The organism is Longimicrobium sp. (assembly GCF_036388275.1).
Classification (GTDB): Bacteria; Gemmatimonadota; Gemmatimonadetes; order Longimicrobiales; family Longimicrobiaceae; genus Longimicrobium.
Window position 1 is genome coordinate 103,642 of the sequence record NZ_DASVSF010000021.1, and the last position, 15,289, is coordinate 118,930.

14 protein-coding genes are annotated in these 15,289 nt (G+C 70.9%); 2 read left to right on the top strand and 12 right to left on the bottom strand.

The window, feature by feature from the left end:
• Positions 1-41 precede the first annotated feature (41 nt).
• The 6 genes from VF632_RS06085 to VF632_RS06110 form a co-directional block, all read right to left on the bottom strand.
• A complete protein-coding gene (locus VF632_RS06085; protein ID WP_331021971.1) occupies positions 42-1,577 on the bottom strand; it encodes a mercuric reductase in 1,536 nt (511 codons plus the stop codon).
• Positions 1,578-1,991: 414 nt separating this feature from the next.
• Complete coding sequence (locus tag VF632_RS06090) at positions 1,992-2,438, bottom strand: DUF1801 domain-containing protein (protein ID WP_331021972.1); 447 nt, start codon at positions 2,436-2,438, stop codon at positions 1,992-1,994.
• Between the two features lie 146 nt (positions 2,439-2,584).
• A complete protein-coding gene (locus VF632_RS06095) occupies positions 2,585-2,788 on the bottom strand; it encodes a hypothetical protein (protein ID WP_331021973.1) in 204 nt (67 codons plus the stop codon).
• Between the two features lie 117 nt (positions 2,789-2,905).
• Positions 2,906-4,069, bottom strand: a complete 1,164-nt coding sequence (locus tag VF632_RS06100; protein ID WP_331021974.1) for a hypothetical protein — start codon at positions 4,067-4,069, stop codon at positions 2,906-2,908.
• On the bottom strand, positions 4,069-4,509 hold the full coding sequence (locus VF632_RS06105) for an OsmC family protein (RefSeq protein WP_331021975.1): 441 nt from the start codon (positions 4,507-4,509) through the stop codon (positions 4,069-4,071). Before VF632_RS06105 ends, VF632_RS06100 begins: the two co-directional genes overlap by 1 nt.
• Positions 4,510-4,523: 14 nt before the next feature.
• On the bottom strand, positions 4,524-5,402 hold the full coding sequence (locus tag VF632_RS06110) for an aldo/keto reductase (protein WP_331021976.1): 879 nt from the start codon (positions 5,400-5,402) through the stop codon (positions 4,524-4,526).
• Between the two features lie 219 nt (positions 5,403-5,621).
• Here VF632_RS06110 and VF632_RS06115 point away from each other — a divergent pair, with 219 nt between their 5' ends.
• Positions 5,622-8,201, top strand: a complete 2,580-nt coding sequence (locus VF632_RS06115; protein ID WP_331021977.1) for a TonB-dependent receptor domain-containing protein — start codon at positions 5,622-5,624, stop codon at positions 8,199-8,201.
• A gap of 540 nt (positions 8,202-8,741) precedes the next feature.
• Positions 8,742-10,022 carry a radical SAM protein gene (locus VF632_RS06120; protein ID WP_331021978.1) on the top strand — a complete coding sequence of 427 codons (1,281 nt, stop codon included), beginning with the start codon at positions 8,742-8,744 and terminating at the stop codon, positions 10,020-10,022.
• Between the two features lies 1 nt (position 10,023).
• On the opposite strand, the gene VF632_RS06125 is transcribed toward VF632_RS06120, so the two are convergent.
• The 6 genes from VF632_RS06125 to VF632_RS06150 all read right to left on the bottom strand — a co-directional run.
• Positions 10,024-10,572 (bottom strand): nuclear transport factor 2 family protein, encoded by a 549-nt coding sequence (locus VF632_RS06125; protein ID WP_331021979.1) that lies wholly within the window; start codon positions 10,570-10,572, stop codon positions 10,024-10,026.
• Complete coding sequence (locus VF632_RS06130) at positions 10,572-11,174, bottom strand: response regulator transcription factor (protein ID WP_331021980.1); 603 nt, start codon at positions 11,172-11,174, stop codon at positions 10,572-10,574. Before VF632_RS06130 ends, VF632_RS06125 begins: the two co-directional genes overlap by 1 nt.
• A complete protein-coding gene (locus VF632_RS06135; RefSeq protein WP_331021981.1) occupies positions 11,171-12,343 on the bottom strand; it encodes a sensor histidine kinase in 1,173 nt (390 codons plus the stop codon). The genes VF632_RS06130 and VF632_RS06135 overlap by 4 nt, the downstream gene beginning before the upstream one ends.
• Positions 12,343-14,166, bottom strand: coding sequence for a CIA30 family protein (locus tag VF632_RS06140; RefSeq protein ID WP_331021982.1), 1,824 nt, complete (start codon positions 14,164-14,166; stop codon positions 12,343-12,345). The genes VF632_RS06135 and VF632_RS06140 overlap by 1 nt, the downstream gene beginning before the upstream one ends.
• A gap of 151 nt (positions 14,167-14,317) precedes the next feature.
• Positions 14,318-14,878 (bottom strand): G/U mismatch-specific DNA glycosylase, encoded by a 561-nt coding sequence (gene mug, locus VF632_RS06145; RefSeq protein ID WP_331021983.1) that lies wholly within the window; start codon positions 14,876-14,878, stop codon positions 14,318-14,320.
• Positions 14,879-15,078: 200 nt separating this feature from the next.
• Positions 15,079-15,289: hypothetical protein (locus VF632_RS06150; RefSeq protein ID WP_331021984.1), on the bottom strand; the 211-nt coding region annotated here is incomplete at its 5' end.

Sequence of the window (15,289 nt, forward strand, 5' to 3'; positions counted from 1 at the left end):
GAAAATCCGCCGCCCGCCGCCCACGTGGCGGCGGGCGGCGGTCACTTCACCAGCTTGAAGAAGATTCCGAACGCCTTCTTGGCCGTAGGCGTCAGCTTGCCGCGGCGCCAGGCGTCCGCCGCCTTGCGGATGACTTCGGCCGTGGTGGGATACGGGTAGATCACCTCGCCCAGCTTCCCCAGCCCGATCCCCGCCGTCATCGCCTGCGTCACCTGCGTGATGAGATCGCCGGCGTGCTCGCCCACGAGGGTGGCGCCCAGGATGGTGTCAGAACCCGCCTTCAGGTGGACGCGGAAGAATCCCTCCGTGGTGCCTTCCAGCCGCGCCCGGTCCACCTCCTCCATCTGGATGGTGATGGTCTGCACGTGGTCGCCGCGCTGCCGAACCTCGTCGGGAGAAATGCCCACGTGCGCCACCTCGGGCGAGGTGTAGGTGCACCAGGGGATCACCAGGTCCGCGACCTTGCCGCGCCCGAAGAAGAGGGCGTTGCGCACCACCATTCGCGCGTGCGCGTCGGCCGCGTGGGTGAACTTGAACTTGGATGCTACGTCGCCGATGGCGTAGACGCGCGGGTTGGAGGTGCGCATCCGCTCATCCACCGCCACGCCGTGCTCATCGACTCCCACGCCGGCCTGCTCCAGCCCCAGTCCTTCCACGTTCGGCGCGCGTCCGGCGGCCACCAGCAGGTGCGAAGCCGCCATCGTCCGCACTGCGCCTTCGTGCGAAATCCGCAGGGTCTTCCCCGCCCCGTCCGCCCGCACCGACTTCACGCGCGCACCCAGCAGGACCTTGACGTCGTCCCGCCGGAGCGCGGACGCGACCACTTCGCCGGCGTCGGGATCGTCGTTCTTCAGCAGGCGCTCGCCGGACTCGATGAGGGTCACACGCCCGCCCAGGCGCACGACGGCCTGCGCCATCTCGCACCCGATCGGTCCGCCGCCGAGGATGGCCAGGTGCTCGGGGCGCTCGGTGAGCGAGTAGAAGGTTTCGTTGGTGAGATAGCCGGAATCCGCCAGCCCGTGAACGTCCGGAACCGCAGCGCGTCCGCCGGTGGCGATCACGGCGCGGTGAAAGCGCAGGCGCTTTCCATCCACCTCCACGGCGTCGTTGGACACGAAGCGCCCATCGCCCAGGTACACGTCGACACCGATCTGGTCGCGGAAGCGCGCGGCGCCGTCCACGGGACTGAGGTCGGCGCGGATGCGGCGCATGCGCTCCATCACCGCGCCGAAATCGCCATCCCCGCCCGCCGCGGGACCGCCGTACCGCTCCGCCGCCTCCCGCGCCGCGTGCCACGATTTGGCCGCCGCGAGCAGGGCCTTCGACGGAACGCAGCCCACGTTCAGGCAGTCGCCCCCCATCAAGGCACGCTCGATGAGCGCCACCCGCGCGCCGACCGCCGCGCCGATGGCGGCGGTCACCAGCCCCGCCGTCCCCGCGCCGACGACCACGAGGTGGTAGCCGCCCTTCGGCGGCGTGGGATTGGTCCACGTGGTGGGATGGACGTTCTCCAGCAGCCGCCGGTTGTGCGAATCCAGCGGCTGCACCGCGGGGATGGAGGTCGGATCGTGAGCCATGGTGTCCGCACGGATCGGGCAGTGGTCGAAAAGCAAAAGGAGGAGCCGCGGGGCTCCTCCCTGGAAAGTACGATACGGACCGCGTTTCGACTAACCCCGGGGCACGCCGCGGCGGGCCCCTCCCCCGGCCCCTCCCCCGGCAAACTGCGCCGGGAGAGGGGAGACGTCACATCGGATGGGCGGGCTGCCGGTGAATGCCTTGGGAGCCCCCTCCCCCCGGCCCCCGTCCCCCGCTGCGCAGGGGAGGGGGAGACCTGAATTGCACTTCGGATGGCACCGCGCACTCGACTGCGCGTGCAGTCCGCGAAGGCGGACTTCGTGATGTTGCAGCCGCGACTTCAGTCGCCCCAGCAGGGCCGAGGCCTCTGCCACTGTGCTCGTCGCGGCGCCTCCGCGTGAGACCCGCAGTTCAGCTCACCGGGCGCGGCTGGCTTCGTAGCGTGCGATGAACTGCTCGGGCGTGGTCGCGGCGATGAGCTGGCCGATGTCGTCGAGTGGCAGGTCCGCGGTTTTCTTGAAGCGGACGCACGACTTGCCCATGTCCAGCTTCTTCCCCTCCCGCCGGAACGCCTCGAGCAGCGCCTCCTCCTGCGCCGGGTCCATGTACGCGCCCAACAGGTACAGCGAGTAGCTGTTCTTTTGCGCGGCGAGCGCCACGTATCCCAGCGGCTGGCCGTTGTAGGTGGTGGGATAGCGCTCCAGGGGAATGCCGTAGGTGATCATCCCCCACGCCATCGTTTCCGTGTAGCCGTCCGGAAGGTTGCGGAGGATGACGTCGCGCACGGTGGAGACGACCTCGCGGCGGTCTTCCGGCAGTTCCTGGAGGTACTCTTCGACGGTCGCGGCCTTGCTGCTCGCCATGGGTCGATCAGGTAGGTGGGAGGTTGGGAGCGGGGAGGTACTCTGAACTCGCGGAGAATAGCCGAACCGGCCCCACCCGTCGAGCGGGTGCGGCGGACCCGGCGGAGGAACGAGACGGCCCGGCGAAGCGCCGGGCCGTGGCGGCCTCAGTGCTGCGTCGGCGCGCTCGAGGTTTGTGCGGCTCCCTGCGCCAGGCGGGCCGCGGCGCCGTCACGGGCGCCCTGCTCGCGCGACTGGCGGCTGTAGTTGTCCTCGAACGGCCACGTCAGCATGTCGAGGAGGCTCCGCGTGCTCTTGCCGGAGAGCGCGCGTTCGTACGCGGCCTGGTACGCCTGCTTGTTGCCATGCATGGTGCGTCCTGGGTGCCTGGTGTGTCCGACCCTGAGGGGACATCGCAATAATAGCACCCGGCCGCCCGAAACGCTCGTACTTTTTTTCCGCGAGGCGACCCGCCGCGAACTCCAGCCTCAGCGAGGCAGGCGGAAGACCGAGACCCCCAGGTCGTCGTTCTGCACGTACACCAGGCCGTTCGCCGCCTCCAGGTTGCCGACGGATTCCATGTCGGTGGCGTCGTCAAGGTCGTAGCGGCCCGTTTCGCGGGGCGCCGCGGGGTTGGATAGATCGTAGCGCCGCACCAGCGCGCGCGATCCGCCGGTGCCGTAGGCGTACAGCGTCCGGCCGCGCACGACGAGCCCGTCCAGGAAATCCACCTCCACGCGCCCCACCTCGCGCGGTTGGGCGGGATCGGACACGTCCACCGTCACCAGGAAGTCGCGGGTGCGCGCACCCACCCGCACCTCGGCGTCCAGGTACACGTGGCGCTCGCCCGCGGCGATCACGTCCACGTCCGCGCCGTACACACCCGCGTCCTCGCGCGTGCCCAGCGCGCGTGCGTCCAGCCGGCCCAGTACGTGCGGCACGGCGGGGTTGGACACGTCCACGATCTTCATCCCGCCGCCCACGTTCCGCGCTCCGGCCGAATCTCCCGGCCGCGCCGCGCCTTCGGCCACGTACAGGTGCCGGCCGGCCGCCACCGCCACGCCAGTCTCGGATACCCGGCCCACCAGCCGCGGGGCGGCGGGATCGGCGACGTCGGCGAGCCACACGCCTACGTCCGTCACCAGGTACGCCCGGCCGTCCTGCAGCACGATCTCGCGGATGTCCGTCATCGGCATGGGGGTGGTGACCAGCGCCGAGACAAAGCGCGGGCGCGCCGGATCGGCCACGTCGAAGATCACCAGGTTGCTCCCGCCCAGGAACGCGCCGCCGGACGAGAACCGCTCGTCGATGAGCAGCCATCCCCGGTCGATCCACTCGCGTGTCAGCGGCTCCTGCAGCGCGTTCTGGTGAAGGGTGATGCCCAGGAACACGTGCGTGCCGCGCGCCGCCATCGCGTCGATGCGGCCGGGAACGCGCAGCCGCCCGGCGGCGCTCGGCTGGCCGGCGCTGTCGATCGGAAGCACGTGAAGGGTGTTGCTGTCGCGAGCCGCCACGAATGCCGCACGCTCGGTGAACGCCGTGCGCCAAGGCGGCGGCCCGTCGCTCTCCGCGACCAGCTCCACCCCCGAGCCGCAAGCCGCCAGCGACAGCACGCACGCCAGCGGGAGGACGGCAAGCCAGGACCGACGCATCACGCGGGCTGCGCCGGTTGAACGTGGACGCCGCGCTCCAGCGCCTGCTTCACGGGGCAGCGGTCGGCGATCTGCGTCAGCCGCTCACGTTGCTCGTCGTCCAGCGCGCCCTCCATCACCAGCTCCCGTTCGATGGTGATGCCGGGAAGCGCCTGCGCATCGCAGTCCTCACAGTCCTTTTCGTAGCTGCGCGCCTGCCGCAGGCGCACCGTCACGCTTTCCAGCGGCCAGCCCTTGCGATCGGCGTACATCCGCACCGTCATCGCCGTGCACGCGCCGATGGATCCCAGGATCATGTCGTAGGGCGTCGGGCCGGAATCGCCCCCGCCCAAGCTGGCGGGCTCGTCGACGACGACGCTCTTTCCGCCGACCTCGATCTCCGTGCGATAGTGCTCCCGCCCGATGCGGGCGACCACGTCGTTGCTCGCCACGTTCTGCATCCCCCGTGTGTGGATCAGCCTTCGTCGCCGCCCGCGGCCTCGCCGATGCGGCGGAACTCGTCGTCCGCCAGCTCCACGGCGGCGGCGGCGACGTTCTCATCCAAGTGCGCCACCTTGGAGGTACCCGGGATGGGCAGCATCACCGGCGAGCGCCGCAGCAGCCAGGCCAGCGCCACCTGCGACGCGGCCACACCCCGCCGGCGCGCGGCTTCGGCCAGGGGTCCGCCCTCTTCCGCCAGCTTGCCGACCGCCAGCGGGTACCATGGGATGAACCCGATCCCGTGCAGCTCGCAGTGCTCCAGCACGCCCTCCCACTCGCGGTCCGCCACGTTGTAGCGGTTCTGCACCGTGGCGATGGGCACCTCGCGCCGCGCGGCCTCGATCTGCTCCACCGTCACCTCCGACAGCCCCACGTGGCGGATCTTTCCCTCGCGCCGCAGGTCTGCCACGGTGCCCACCTGGTCCTCGGCGGGGATGGCGGCATCGATGCGGTGAAGCTGCCACAGGTCGATGGTGTCCAGGCGCAGCCGCCGCAGGCTTCCCTCGCACGCGGCCCGCAGGTGCTTCGGGTGGCCGTTCTCGGTCCACTTGCCCGGCCCGGAGCGGGTGAAGCCGCCCTTGGTGGCGATCAGCAGCCCGCGGGGATACGGGTACAGCGCCTCGGCGATCAGCTCCTCGCTGACGTTGGGACCGTAGGAATCCGCCGTGTCGATCAGGTTGACCCCGACCTCTACGGTTCGCTTCAGCACGCGAATGCACTCCTCGCGGTCCTTCGGTGGGCCCCAGACGCCCTCCCCCGTGATCCGCATGGCGCCGAAGCCCAGCCGGTCGACCGGGATGTCGCCGCCCACCAGGAACGTTCCGCTCGCCGCCGCATCCAGCCGATCCGCCATCCCGCTTCTCCTCGTCCGATTGATTCCACGGTTCCGCCCGCGGTCGGAGCGGAAGGTGCCCCGGCGCGGCGCGTCCTTTCATGTCGTCAGGAACCGGGCCACCGGAACGTGGCGCCCGGGCGGAGACCCAACGAAAAGGCGGGGCCGGTGGTCTACCCTGCACATGGATCGTTCACCGGCGAGCCTTGCCAACACGGCGCGCCGACAGCGGAAAACAAGATGAGTCCTTTCAAGTTCCTCGGGCGGATGCTCGCCTTTTCGGCCGCCCTGGCGGCTTTTCCCGTCGCCGCGCACGCACAGGCCGGCACCGTCACCGGCACGGTCGTGGAGGCCGCGGACGGGCGGCCGCTGGCGTCAGTGCGTGTGACCCTTCACGCGGGGGGCGACACTTCGGCCGTCGCGGGGGCGCAGACGGACGCGGCGGGGCGGTTCCGCATCCAGGCCGCGCCGGGTCGGTACTCCCTGCGGGCGGCGCTGCTGGGATACTCGCCGCATCGCGCGGACGCGGTGGTGCCGGCGGGGGCACCGGCGGACCTGGGGACCATCCGCCTTGCCTCGTCCGTGCTGCTGCTGGGCGAGGTAGAGGTGGTGGCCGAGCGTTCCGCGGTGGTCGTGGCGCCGGACCGCACCATCTACACTACGCGCGACATGCCCGTGGCCAGCGGCGGTGTGGCGAACGACGTGCTGCGCGCCGTGCCGGAACTGGAGGTGGGTGTCACCGGCGGCGTGCAGCTTCGCGGCACCGCGGCGCAGATCTACCTGAACGGCCGCCCGGCGCCCATGCAGGGCGAGCAGCTGGAGCTGTTCCTTCAGCAGTTTCCCGCAGACCGCATCGAGCGCATCGAGGTGATTCCCAACCCCTCCTCGCGGTTCGAGGCCGAGGGCGCGGGCGGCATCGTGAACGTGGTGCTGCACCGCGACGTAGACCTGGGGCTGAGCGGCAACGTGTTCACCAACGCCAGCAGCCGGGGCGAGGTCGGCGCCGGTGGACGGCTCACGTACCAGAGCGGGGCGTGGACCCTGTTCGGCGGCGGCTTTCTGCGCCGCTCCGACCGGCGCACCACCAGCTTCGACCTGCGGCAGAACCTGCTGGCCTCGCCCGTGACCCTGCTGGAACAGGACGCGTGGCGCGAAGACCAGGGCCTTTCCGGCAACCTGGATTTCTCCGCCGAGTACCAGCTGAGCCGCGCCTCCTCGCTCCACGCGGAAGGGGCCGTCTGGCGGAACCAGAACGATGCCGACGGCGTGACGCGCTACACCCGGATGAACGAGGCGCGCACCCCGCTGGAGCTGTACGACCGCGCCCTCGACGATTCCCGCAACAGCGTGTCGGCGGACTTCTCGGCGGGCTTCCGCCACAGCTTTGCCGCCGCCGCGCGCCGGCGGACGACGGAGCGTGGGGGCGAGGGCGCCCCGGGCCGGGGCGCACCCGGTGGGCATGGCGGGCCGGGTGGACCCGGTGGATACAGCGGCGGCCGCGGCGGTCCTGGGGGCGGCGGCGGCGGTGTGTTCATGGGCGGCGAGCACGAGCTTTCCATCGATGTGGAGTTCGAGGCGGGCGAGGACGAAACGTTCAGCCGCACGCGGCGCGAGCTCTTCGAAAACGACGGCAGCCCCACGGACGAGCCCGTGGAGCTGCGGGTGCGCGACGACGTGGGTGCCGAGCGCGAGATGCAGCTGCGCACCGACTACGTGCGCCCGTGGGGACCCAAGGGGCGGCTGGAGGTGGGATACCGGGCCGAGGTGCAGGACACCGACGACGACCGGATGCTGGAGGTGTTCGCGGACGAGGGCCAGCCGGGCATCGTGGCCACGAACATGGCGTTCGCCTACCGGCAGACGCTGCACTCGGCGTACGGCACCGCGTCGCGCACGCTGGGCGCGTTCACGCTGCAGGGCGGGCTGCGGGCCGAGCACGCCGACACCAGGCTGACGCTGCCCGGGGCGGTGCAGGAGTACGACAACGCCTACCTCAGCCTTTTTCCCAGCGCCAACGTTCGGTGGGATCTGGGCGATGGGCGCGACCTGCGCCTTTCGTACTCGCGGCGGGTTCGGCGCCCGCGGCCGCAGATTCTGAATCCCACGAACCTGTCCACCGATCCGCTGAACCGCACGGTGGGCAACCCGGAGCTGGAGCCCCAGTACTCCAGCTCCGTGAGCCTGGACGCCAGCTGGACCACGGCGTTCGGAACGCTGCGCACCTCGCCCTTCTACCGCCGCACGGACAACGACTGGACGCAGATCAAGACGGTGGACGCGGCCGGCGTGTCGACGGTGACGTGGGAGAACGTGGCCTCGCTTACATCGTACGGCACCTCGCTGAGCGTGTCCGTGCGGCCGATCGGGGGGATCAGCGGCAACGTGAGCGTGAACGGTGCGCGCGAGGTGCGCAACGCCAGCAACCTGGCGCTGGACTACTCGGGCGATGCGTTCCGCTGGGGCGCGCGCGGGAACGTGAGCGCGCGGATCACCGAGACGCTGGCGATGCAGGGGATGGCCTCGTACAACCCGGCGCGCGACGTGCCGCAGGGCCGCGTGTCGTCGTCGCTGATGACGCACGTGGGGCTGCGCCAGCAGCTGTGGAACAACCGCGCGACGCTGAACCTGATGGTGACGGACCCGTTCGACCTGTACCGCTCGTCGTTCACCACGAGCGACCCGTCGCACGTGCAGATCGGCCGCAGCCAGTGGAGCGCGCGCAGCGCCACGCTGAGCTTCTCGTACGCGTTCGGCCGCCCGCCACGCGACCGGCGCGACCGGGCTCAAGACGAGGAGCAGGAGGAGTCGGTCATCCGCTGACCGTTGACCGTCGCGTCGACCCCCCGGCTCCGCGGGGTCCAGGAAGAGGAGGCGGTCATCCGCTGACCCGGCCCCGCTGTGGCGACTAAAGTCGCGGCTGGAAAGGCACGAAGTCCGCCTTCGCGGACTGCTCGCGTGGTTGGCCGCCCTTCGGATGGTGGGATGCGCGTGCAGGTGAAGCCCCGAGCGGGACGCGACAGCGGCCCGCGTCGGGGCTTTCCGCTTTCCGAGCGGCGGGTTCACCCCGCTCGATGAGGCGTGGCGCATCCAAAACTCCGGTGCGCCTTGGACCCGGGCGCAATCCAAGACTCTCGTGCGCTTCGCCTGCTGTGTGGCGGATCCCTCGGTCGCTGCCGGGTGAGGCGTACAGGCAGGTCAGCCGTGGCCGCTCCGTCGGGATGACAGACGCGCTTCGGCAGGTATGGGCGGAATCCACGGGCCGCTCCGTCGGGATGACAGATGCGCGTTGGCGGAGTCTTGCGTCGTCATCCACTTCGGGTTTTATTCGGATACGAAGAGAACCCGAAGCAGGAGTGTTCGATGGATGCGATGACGTTGGAGCAGAAGCTGGAGCTGCTGATCGGCCTGGCGGGCGACGACCGCGACGGGGCGCCTGGTAAGGACCGCGCAATGCTTCCGCCCCGGCTGCGACACGCCAACGACGTGGGCGCGCTGCGGCCGGTGAACATCCGCGAGCTGCGCGTGGCCGGCAAAGGCAAGCTGTCGCTGATGCGCATCCTGATGACCAACGCGTGCAGCTTCAACTGCCACTACTGCCCCATGCGCCGCGACCGCGCCATGCCGCGCACGCTGCTGAAGCCCGAGGAGCTGGTGAAGATCTTCCTCGATGCCTTCCATCGCGGCTGGTGCAGCGGGCTGTTCATCACCACGGGCATTCCCGGCCGGCCCGTGAAGGTGATGGACGACCTGATCCAGGTGATGGAGCTGCTACGCGAGAAGCACCGCTTTACCGGATACGTCCACGTGAAGATGGTGCCGGGCGGGCAGGCGGCGCAGATCGAGCGGCTGACGGCGCTGGCCAGCCGCGTGTCGCTGAACCTGGAGGCGCCCTGCGGATCGTCGCTCGCGCAGATCGCGCCCGAAAAGAGCCTCGACACCTCGCTGGCCAGCCTGGAGCAGGCGCGCAGGCTGGTTTCGCGCGAGCGCGGGGAGCGGCGCGACGGCAAGCCCGGCGACCCGCTGCACCCCGGCGGAGCCTCGGGAATGACCATGCAGTTCGTCGTGGGCGCCACGCCCGACAGCGACCGCACGCTGCTGGGCAAGGTGACGGAGCTGTACGCCCGTGGCGGCATCCATCACGCGCACTTCAGCGCCTTTCGCCCCATCCGCGACACCCCTCTGGAGAACGCGCCCGAAACGCCGGTGCTACGCGAGAACCGGCTGTACCAGGCCGACTACCTGGTGCGCCAGTACGGCTTCGGGGCAGACGAGGTGGTGTTCGACGAGCGCGGCAACCTGCCGCTGGGCAACGATCCCAAGACCTCGTGGGCGCTCGCCCACCCGGAGCGCTTTCCCGTGGAGGTGAAGACGACCTCGTACGAAGACCTGGTGCGCGTCCCAGGAATTGGGCCGGGGACGGCGAAGCGCATCGTGGCGGAGCGTGCGACCACCGTCCTGCGCGGTTTGGCGGACCTGCGGAAGCTGGGCGCGGTCACCACGCGCGCGGCGGGGTTCCTGACGTTGGGCGGCAAGCGCCTGCAGACGGTGAAGTGGACGGAGCAGCTTGGGTTCTGGGGCCCGGACGATGATACCGGCCGCCATCACCTGACCTACAGCGTCAGCCCCGGCACCTTCCGGTAGGTCAGGGGCGGGTGCGGCTGGACCAGTGGATGGCGGTGATGCGCCAGCCATCCGCGGTGCGGGCGAGCACCATCAGCTCCGCGCCTGTGGCAGCGACCGCGCGTCCCCGAAACTGGCCCTGAGCGACGCTTGTCGCGGACGCCCACGCTACGTCGCCCTGTACGCGGACCTGCACGGGTGTGCGGGTGGACTGGACGGCACGGGCGAACTCGATGTCGGCGGGCAGGTGATGGCCGCGGTACTCCGCCACGTCCTCCACCCCGCCCGACTCCAGGATCACCGCGTCGGGCGCGAGCAGCGCCAGGACGGCGGCGCTGTCTCCGGCCTCCAGCGCCTGGTGGAAGCGCGCCACGGTGGCGGCGACCTCAACCGAATACTGCGCGACGGATCGAGCGGGCGCCGCGGAGACCACGTCCCGCGGTTCGATCACGACGACCGGCGCGGGATCTACCTGGACGGTGGGCTGCGGCGACATGGTGAACCGCGGGCCGCATGGACGCCCGCACGCGGCGAGCAGGACGACGAGCATGATCCCGAGCTTCGCACGCATCAGAGCCATCCCTTCTCCCGCGCCAGCCGCGCCGCCTCCACGCGGTTGGCCGCCCCCAGCTTGGAGATGGCGGCGGAGAGATAGTTGCGGACGGTGCCCTCCGACAGGAACAGCGACGCGCCGATGGACGCGCTGGCGAGACCTTCGCCGGCCAGCCGCAGCACCTGCCGCTCGCGGTCGGTGAGCGGGTCGCTTTCTGTCCACGCCTCGCGCGCCAGCGTCGGATCGATGGCGCGCCCGCCGGCGTGTACGCGACGCACCGCGTTCGCCAGCTCGTCGGAGGGGCTGTCCTTGAGCAGGTACCCGCTGGCGCCGGCATCCAGCGCACGCCGAAGGTAGCCGGCGCGGGCGAAGGTGGTGAGGATCACTACACGCGTCCGCAGCTTGCGCCGGGTGATCTCCGCGGCCAGGTCCAGCCCCGTCATCCCGGGCATCTCGATGTCGGTCAGCACCACGTCCGGCGCGTCGCGCTCCACCAGCGCGAGCGCCTCGTCGCCGTTCGCCGCACGGCCCACGACCTCGATGTCGCTTTCGATCTGGAGCAGCGCGGTCAGCGCGCCCAGCACCATCGCCTGGTCCTCCGCCACGAGCACGCGAATCATCCCCAGCCTCCCGGTTCCCGCGTCCCGGCGTTCGCGGCCGGCCCGGGCCCGTCGGGGACGCGCACGGAAATCCGCACGCCGCGCCCGCCGATGCCGCTGCCGCCCGTCATCGTTCCACCCGCCGCCTCCACGCGCTCGCGCATTCCGCGCAGCCCGCTCCCCTCGGTCACGGCGCCCGCGCGTCCGTCGTCTTCCACCTCCAGCACATATCCGCCGGGCTCCCGCCTCAGCCGAACGCTGCAGGCCTGCGCCTGCGAGTGGCGCACCACGTTCGTCACCGCCTCGCGCAGCGCCAGCGCCAGCGACTCTTCCACCTCGCGCTCCAGCGTTACCGGCGGCATGTCCACCATCGCGCGGATGCCGGCCGCGGCCAGGATGGCGGCGGACTGCCGGGCCTCGTCGTCGAGCGATGCGCGGTAGCCGCGCACCGCCTCGCGCACCTCGCGCAGCGCCTTGCGGGCCACCTGCTCCACCTCGCGGATCTCCCGTGCCGCCGCTTCGACGTCGCGCGTGGCCAGCTTGGACGCCAGCTCCGACTTGAGGACGATGAGCGAAAGCGTGTGCCCCAGCACGTCGTGAAGGTCGCGGCCGATGCGCTCGCGCTCCGCCACCGCGGCCAGGTGTCGGATCTGCTCGTGCGCAAGCTTGAGCCTGGCGTTGACCCTGGCCTCCTGGGCGTAGTGAAGGTTCACGAAGCCGATCAGCAGGGGCATGCCCACGGCGGGAAACCAGTACCACAGCGGGGGCTGCGCCAACCACGAGCTCGCCGCCCCTGCGGCGGCCACGATCACGATCGCTCGCGCCGCCACCCGCGGTCCCGCCAGGTTTCCCGCGAAGCTCGCCGCGTAGATGAAGAACACCGAGGCGCCCACGTTCAGCGGCGTCATCACCACGCCCAGCAGCGCCTGGACGGCGACCACCACCATCAGCGCCCGGCCCTGCACCCAGAAGCCGCGGAAGTACGAGACCAGGAACACCGCGACGACGAGCGCGGTCACCGCCGGGTACGCGCGGGCCGAGTGGGCCAGGCGCAGGGGCACCGCCGGCTCGATCAGAAAGAAGGTCAGGTAGATGAGCCACGCGTACGCCGTCCACCCCACTCCGCCGCCGGCGGGCACCAGCCGGCGGCGGGGGGATGATGCCGGGGCGGCGGCCGGGCCGGTCTCCATCAGCGCAGGCCGAAGTCGTCGATGCGCAGCTCGAACGGCCCCGGCTGCGGGCCGCCCGCCAGCACCACGCCCATCACGTCGTGCCCGTCGATGCCGAAGTCCGACCAGGCGAACCGCACCTCGCGCCACTCCGGTCCCGCGACGAAGGTGCGGATGAGCGGCATCGTTCCCTTCGACCGCGCGAAGACCATCACCCGGTACGTCTTTCCATCGCCCCGGGCCTGGAACGCCACCCCCGGCCTCGACGACAGGTCCACGGGCGACATGGCTTCGGCCGGCATCCACATGGCCCCGTACCAGGCGTAGGCGAGCGTGGGGGTGATGGTGCCGGTGACCGAAAGCGAGTGGCGGCTTCCGCCCGCGCCGCCCTCCACGACCGTCACCTCGCCGCTGGACGTGCCGCCGGCGTACGTGTCGGCCGAGGGCATCCAGTTGCCCATCACCGCCGCCAGCGCGCCGGACTCGAAGTCGGCGACGAGCCCGCCCGCGAGCGAGGCGGCCCCGGCGTCCTGGCGCTGGCGGGCCGCGGTGACGCTCCGCGCCAGGCTCTCGCGGTCGATGGGCACGCCCTCCTTCCAGACCGTGTGGATGGCGCGGGTGGCGGTGATGTCGGCGGTGGGATCTCCCTCCACCAGCAGGAGGTCGGCGCGAAGCCCAACCGCGATCCGCCCGCGGTCCGCCAGGCGAAAGGCCGTGGCGGGGGCGCTGGTCGCTGCCCGGAGCGCCTCGATGGGCGTAAGGCCGGCCTGAACCAGCAGCTCCAGCTCGCGGTGCATCGCCGCGCCGAAGGCGGTGCCGGGGTTCGGCGCGTCGCTGCCGGCCAGGATGGGCACGCCTGCGGCCCGCAGCTGCCGGATGACCGCGAAGGCGGAATCCAGCGTCCGGATCGGCGCCCCGACGCGCCGGGGAAAGCCCTGGGCCAGCGCGTCGCCGCGTGCGGGCAGCAGGTACGGGGCAAGGCGCGCGTCGCTCACCAGCGGGGCGCCGCCCCCCGTGCCCGTGATGCTCATCATTACGGTGAGCGTGGGGACGACGAAGGCGCGTCGCGACGCCGCGAGCCGGGCGAAGTCCGCGCCGGGGCCTTGGTCGTTGAACAGGTGCACCAAGCCATCCGCGCCTTCCTCGATCGCCGCCCGGGCGCTGGCGGCATCGCTCACGTGGACGACGGCCAGCTTCCCGCGCCGGTGCGCGGCCTCGACCACCGCCCGCATGGTGGCCCGGTCGATGGACGGGATGGAGGCGCCGTACGCCGCACCGTCATCGAAGACGATCTTGATCCACTGCGATCCCTCGGCGATGCGGGCGTCCACGAACGCCTGCGCCGAGTCGGGCGAGCTGATGGTGGGAATGCGCATTCCGAACTGGGTGCCATGGCCCCCCGGCGCGGTGACCAGCACGCCCGCCGAGAGCAGGTCGGCGCGTCCCCGCGCCTGCCCGGCGTCCTGCTGCTCGCGGGCTGTGCGGGCCGTGGCCACGTCGGTGAACATGTCCAGGTGCGTCGTCACGCCGAAGACGGCGGCCTCGCGTAGCGCGTCGCCGAAGGTATGCGTGTGGGCGTCGATCAATCCCGGCAGGAGCGTCATCCCCGCTCCGTCCACGATTGCGGCGCCAGCGGGCGCGCGCACGCCCCGGGCCACCCGGGCGATCCTGCCGCCCTCCACCAGCACGTCGTGCCCCTGCAGCACCCGCTCGCCGTCGAATACGCGCACGTTGCGGATGAGCGTCGCCTGCGTCTGCTGCGCCGTGGGCGCGCCGGCGGGGATGAGAGCGGCGGCGGCGAGCAGGAGGGTGGTGATGGCCCGGCGGCGGGCGCGAGCGGTCACGCCTCGCGAGACGGCGTGTTCGTGGCCTGCGGACATGGTGTTTCCTTGCATTAGGTTTCGGCGACGGCACTCTCGCATCGCCCGCCTCAAAGCTGGCGGCGCGCACCGAATGGGACCATGCCGATTCGTCACGACTTCGGCGTGACGTTTGTCATGAGGAGCCGGCCTCGGCGGCATCGCGCAGTTCGCGGAAGAGGCGGGCGAAGTCCGCGGCCTGGTAGTTGGCGTTCAGGCCGCTCGGATTGGGGAGGATCCAGATCGGCCGGCCGCCCACCGTCTCCGCCTGCGGTCCCAGCGTGGCCTTGGGCCGGTTGAACGCCGTCCGATACGCGCCGACGCCCAGCACGGCCAGCCAGCGGGGCGCGAACTGGCGCACCTTTTCATCCAGGTTGCGCCCACCTTCCGCCAGCTCGGCCGGGGTGAGCTCCGCCGCGCCCGTGGTGGCGCGATCCACGATGTTGGTGATGCCGTAGCCGTAGCGCAGCAGCTCACTTTGCTCGGACGGGTCCAGCACGCGCGGGGTAAAGCCGCCGGCGTGCAGCGCCTTCCAGAAGCGGTTCCCCGGCCGACCGAAGTGGTATCCGACGGCGGCCGTGTACAACCCAGGATTTATGCCGCAGAAGAGCACCTTCAGCCCCGGCGCGATCACGTCGGGGATGTTTGTGTTCAGCGCGGCGGCGATCTCTTCCTTCGTCGGTCTGCGTACGGGCATCGGGAACCCAATCCGTTCATGGAAGCCGCTCATCCTGTCATGCGACGCCAAAACCTGTCATCCTGAGGCCCAAGCGCACCACATTCGCCCGCGGCACATGCCACGCGGGCCGAAGGATCTTGCTGGGGCCACTTCTCAGCCTGGGCGCAGCAGCGGCACGGAACTGTGGGACTCGGACCCGCCTTGGACTTCCCTCGGGTCTAGCCCTTCCGAGCCGAACCCGAGCCAAACCAGCTGTTGAGCCGAATCAGGGTCTCGAAGCCGCCCCGGGCCTGCACGGGCGAATGAATTCGTTCCCATCCGGAAACGTGGAGACGGAGTCGGAGAGCCGGAAAAGCGGACGAATAAAACAGGCGCACCCGGGTGTGTTGAATCTCGCGCGAAAGGAGTAGGTTTGGCTTTGCCGAACAC

Coding starts and splice junctions, on each gene's coding strand:
- VF632_RS06085 (WP_331021971.1), bottom strand. CDS start 1,577: ATGGCTCACGATCCGACCTCCATCCCCGCGGTGCAGCCGCTGGATTCG.
- VF632_RS06090 (WP_331021972.1), bottom strand. CDS start 2,438: ATGGCGAGCAGCAAGGCCGCGACCGTCGAAGAGTACCTCCAGGAACTG.
- VF632_RS06095 (WP_331021973.1), bottom strand. CDS start 2,788: ATGCATGGCAACAAGCAGGCGTACCAGGCCGCGTACGAACGCGCGCTC.
- VF632_RS06100 (WP_331021974.1), bottom strand. CDS start 4,069: ATGCGTCGGTCCTGGCTTGCCGTCCTCCCGCTGGCGTGCGTGCTGTCG.
- VF632_RS06105 (WP_331021975.1), bottom strand. CDS start 4,509: ATGCAGAACGTGGCGAGCAACGACGTGGTCGCCCGCATCGGGCGGGAG.
- VF632_RS06110 (WP_331021976.1), bottom strand. CDS start 5,402: ATGGCGGATCGGCTGGATGCGGCGGCGAGCGGAACGTTCCTGGTGGGC.
- VF632_RS06115 (WP_331021977.1), top strand. CDS start 5,622: ATGAGTCCTTTCAAGTTCCTCGGGCGGATGCTCGCCTTTTCGGCCGCC.
- VF632_RS06120 (WP_331021978.1), top strand. CDS start 8,742: ATGGATGCGATGACGTTGGAGCAGAAGCTGGAGCTGCTGATCGGCCTG.
- VF632_RS06125 (WP_331021979.1), bottom strand. CDS start 10,572: ATGCGTGCGAAGCTCGGGATCATGCTCGTCGTCCTGCTCGCCGCGTGC.
- VF632_RS06130 (WP_331021980.1), bottom strand. CDS start 11,174: ATGATTCGCGTGCTCGTGGCGGAGGACCAGGCGATGGTGCTGGGCGCG.
- VF632_RS06135 (WP_331021981.1), bottom strand. CDS start 12,343: ATGGAGACCGGCCCGGCCGCCGCCCCGGCATCATCCCCCCGCCGCCGG.
- mug (WP_331021983.1), bottom strand. CDS start 14,878: ATGCCCGTACGCAGACCGACGAAGGAAGAGATCGCCGCCGCGCTGAAC.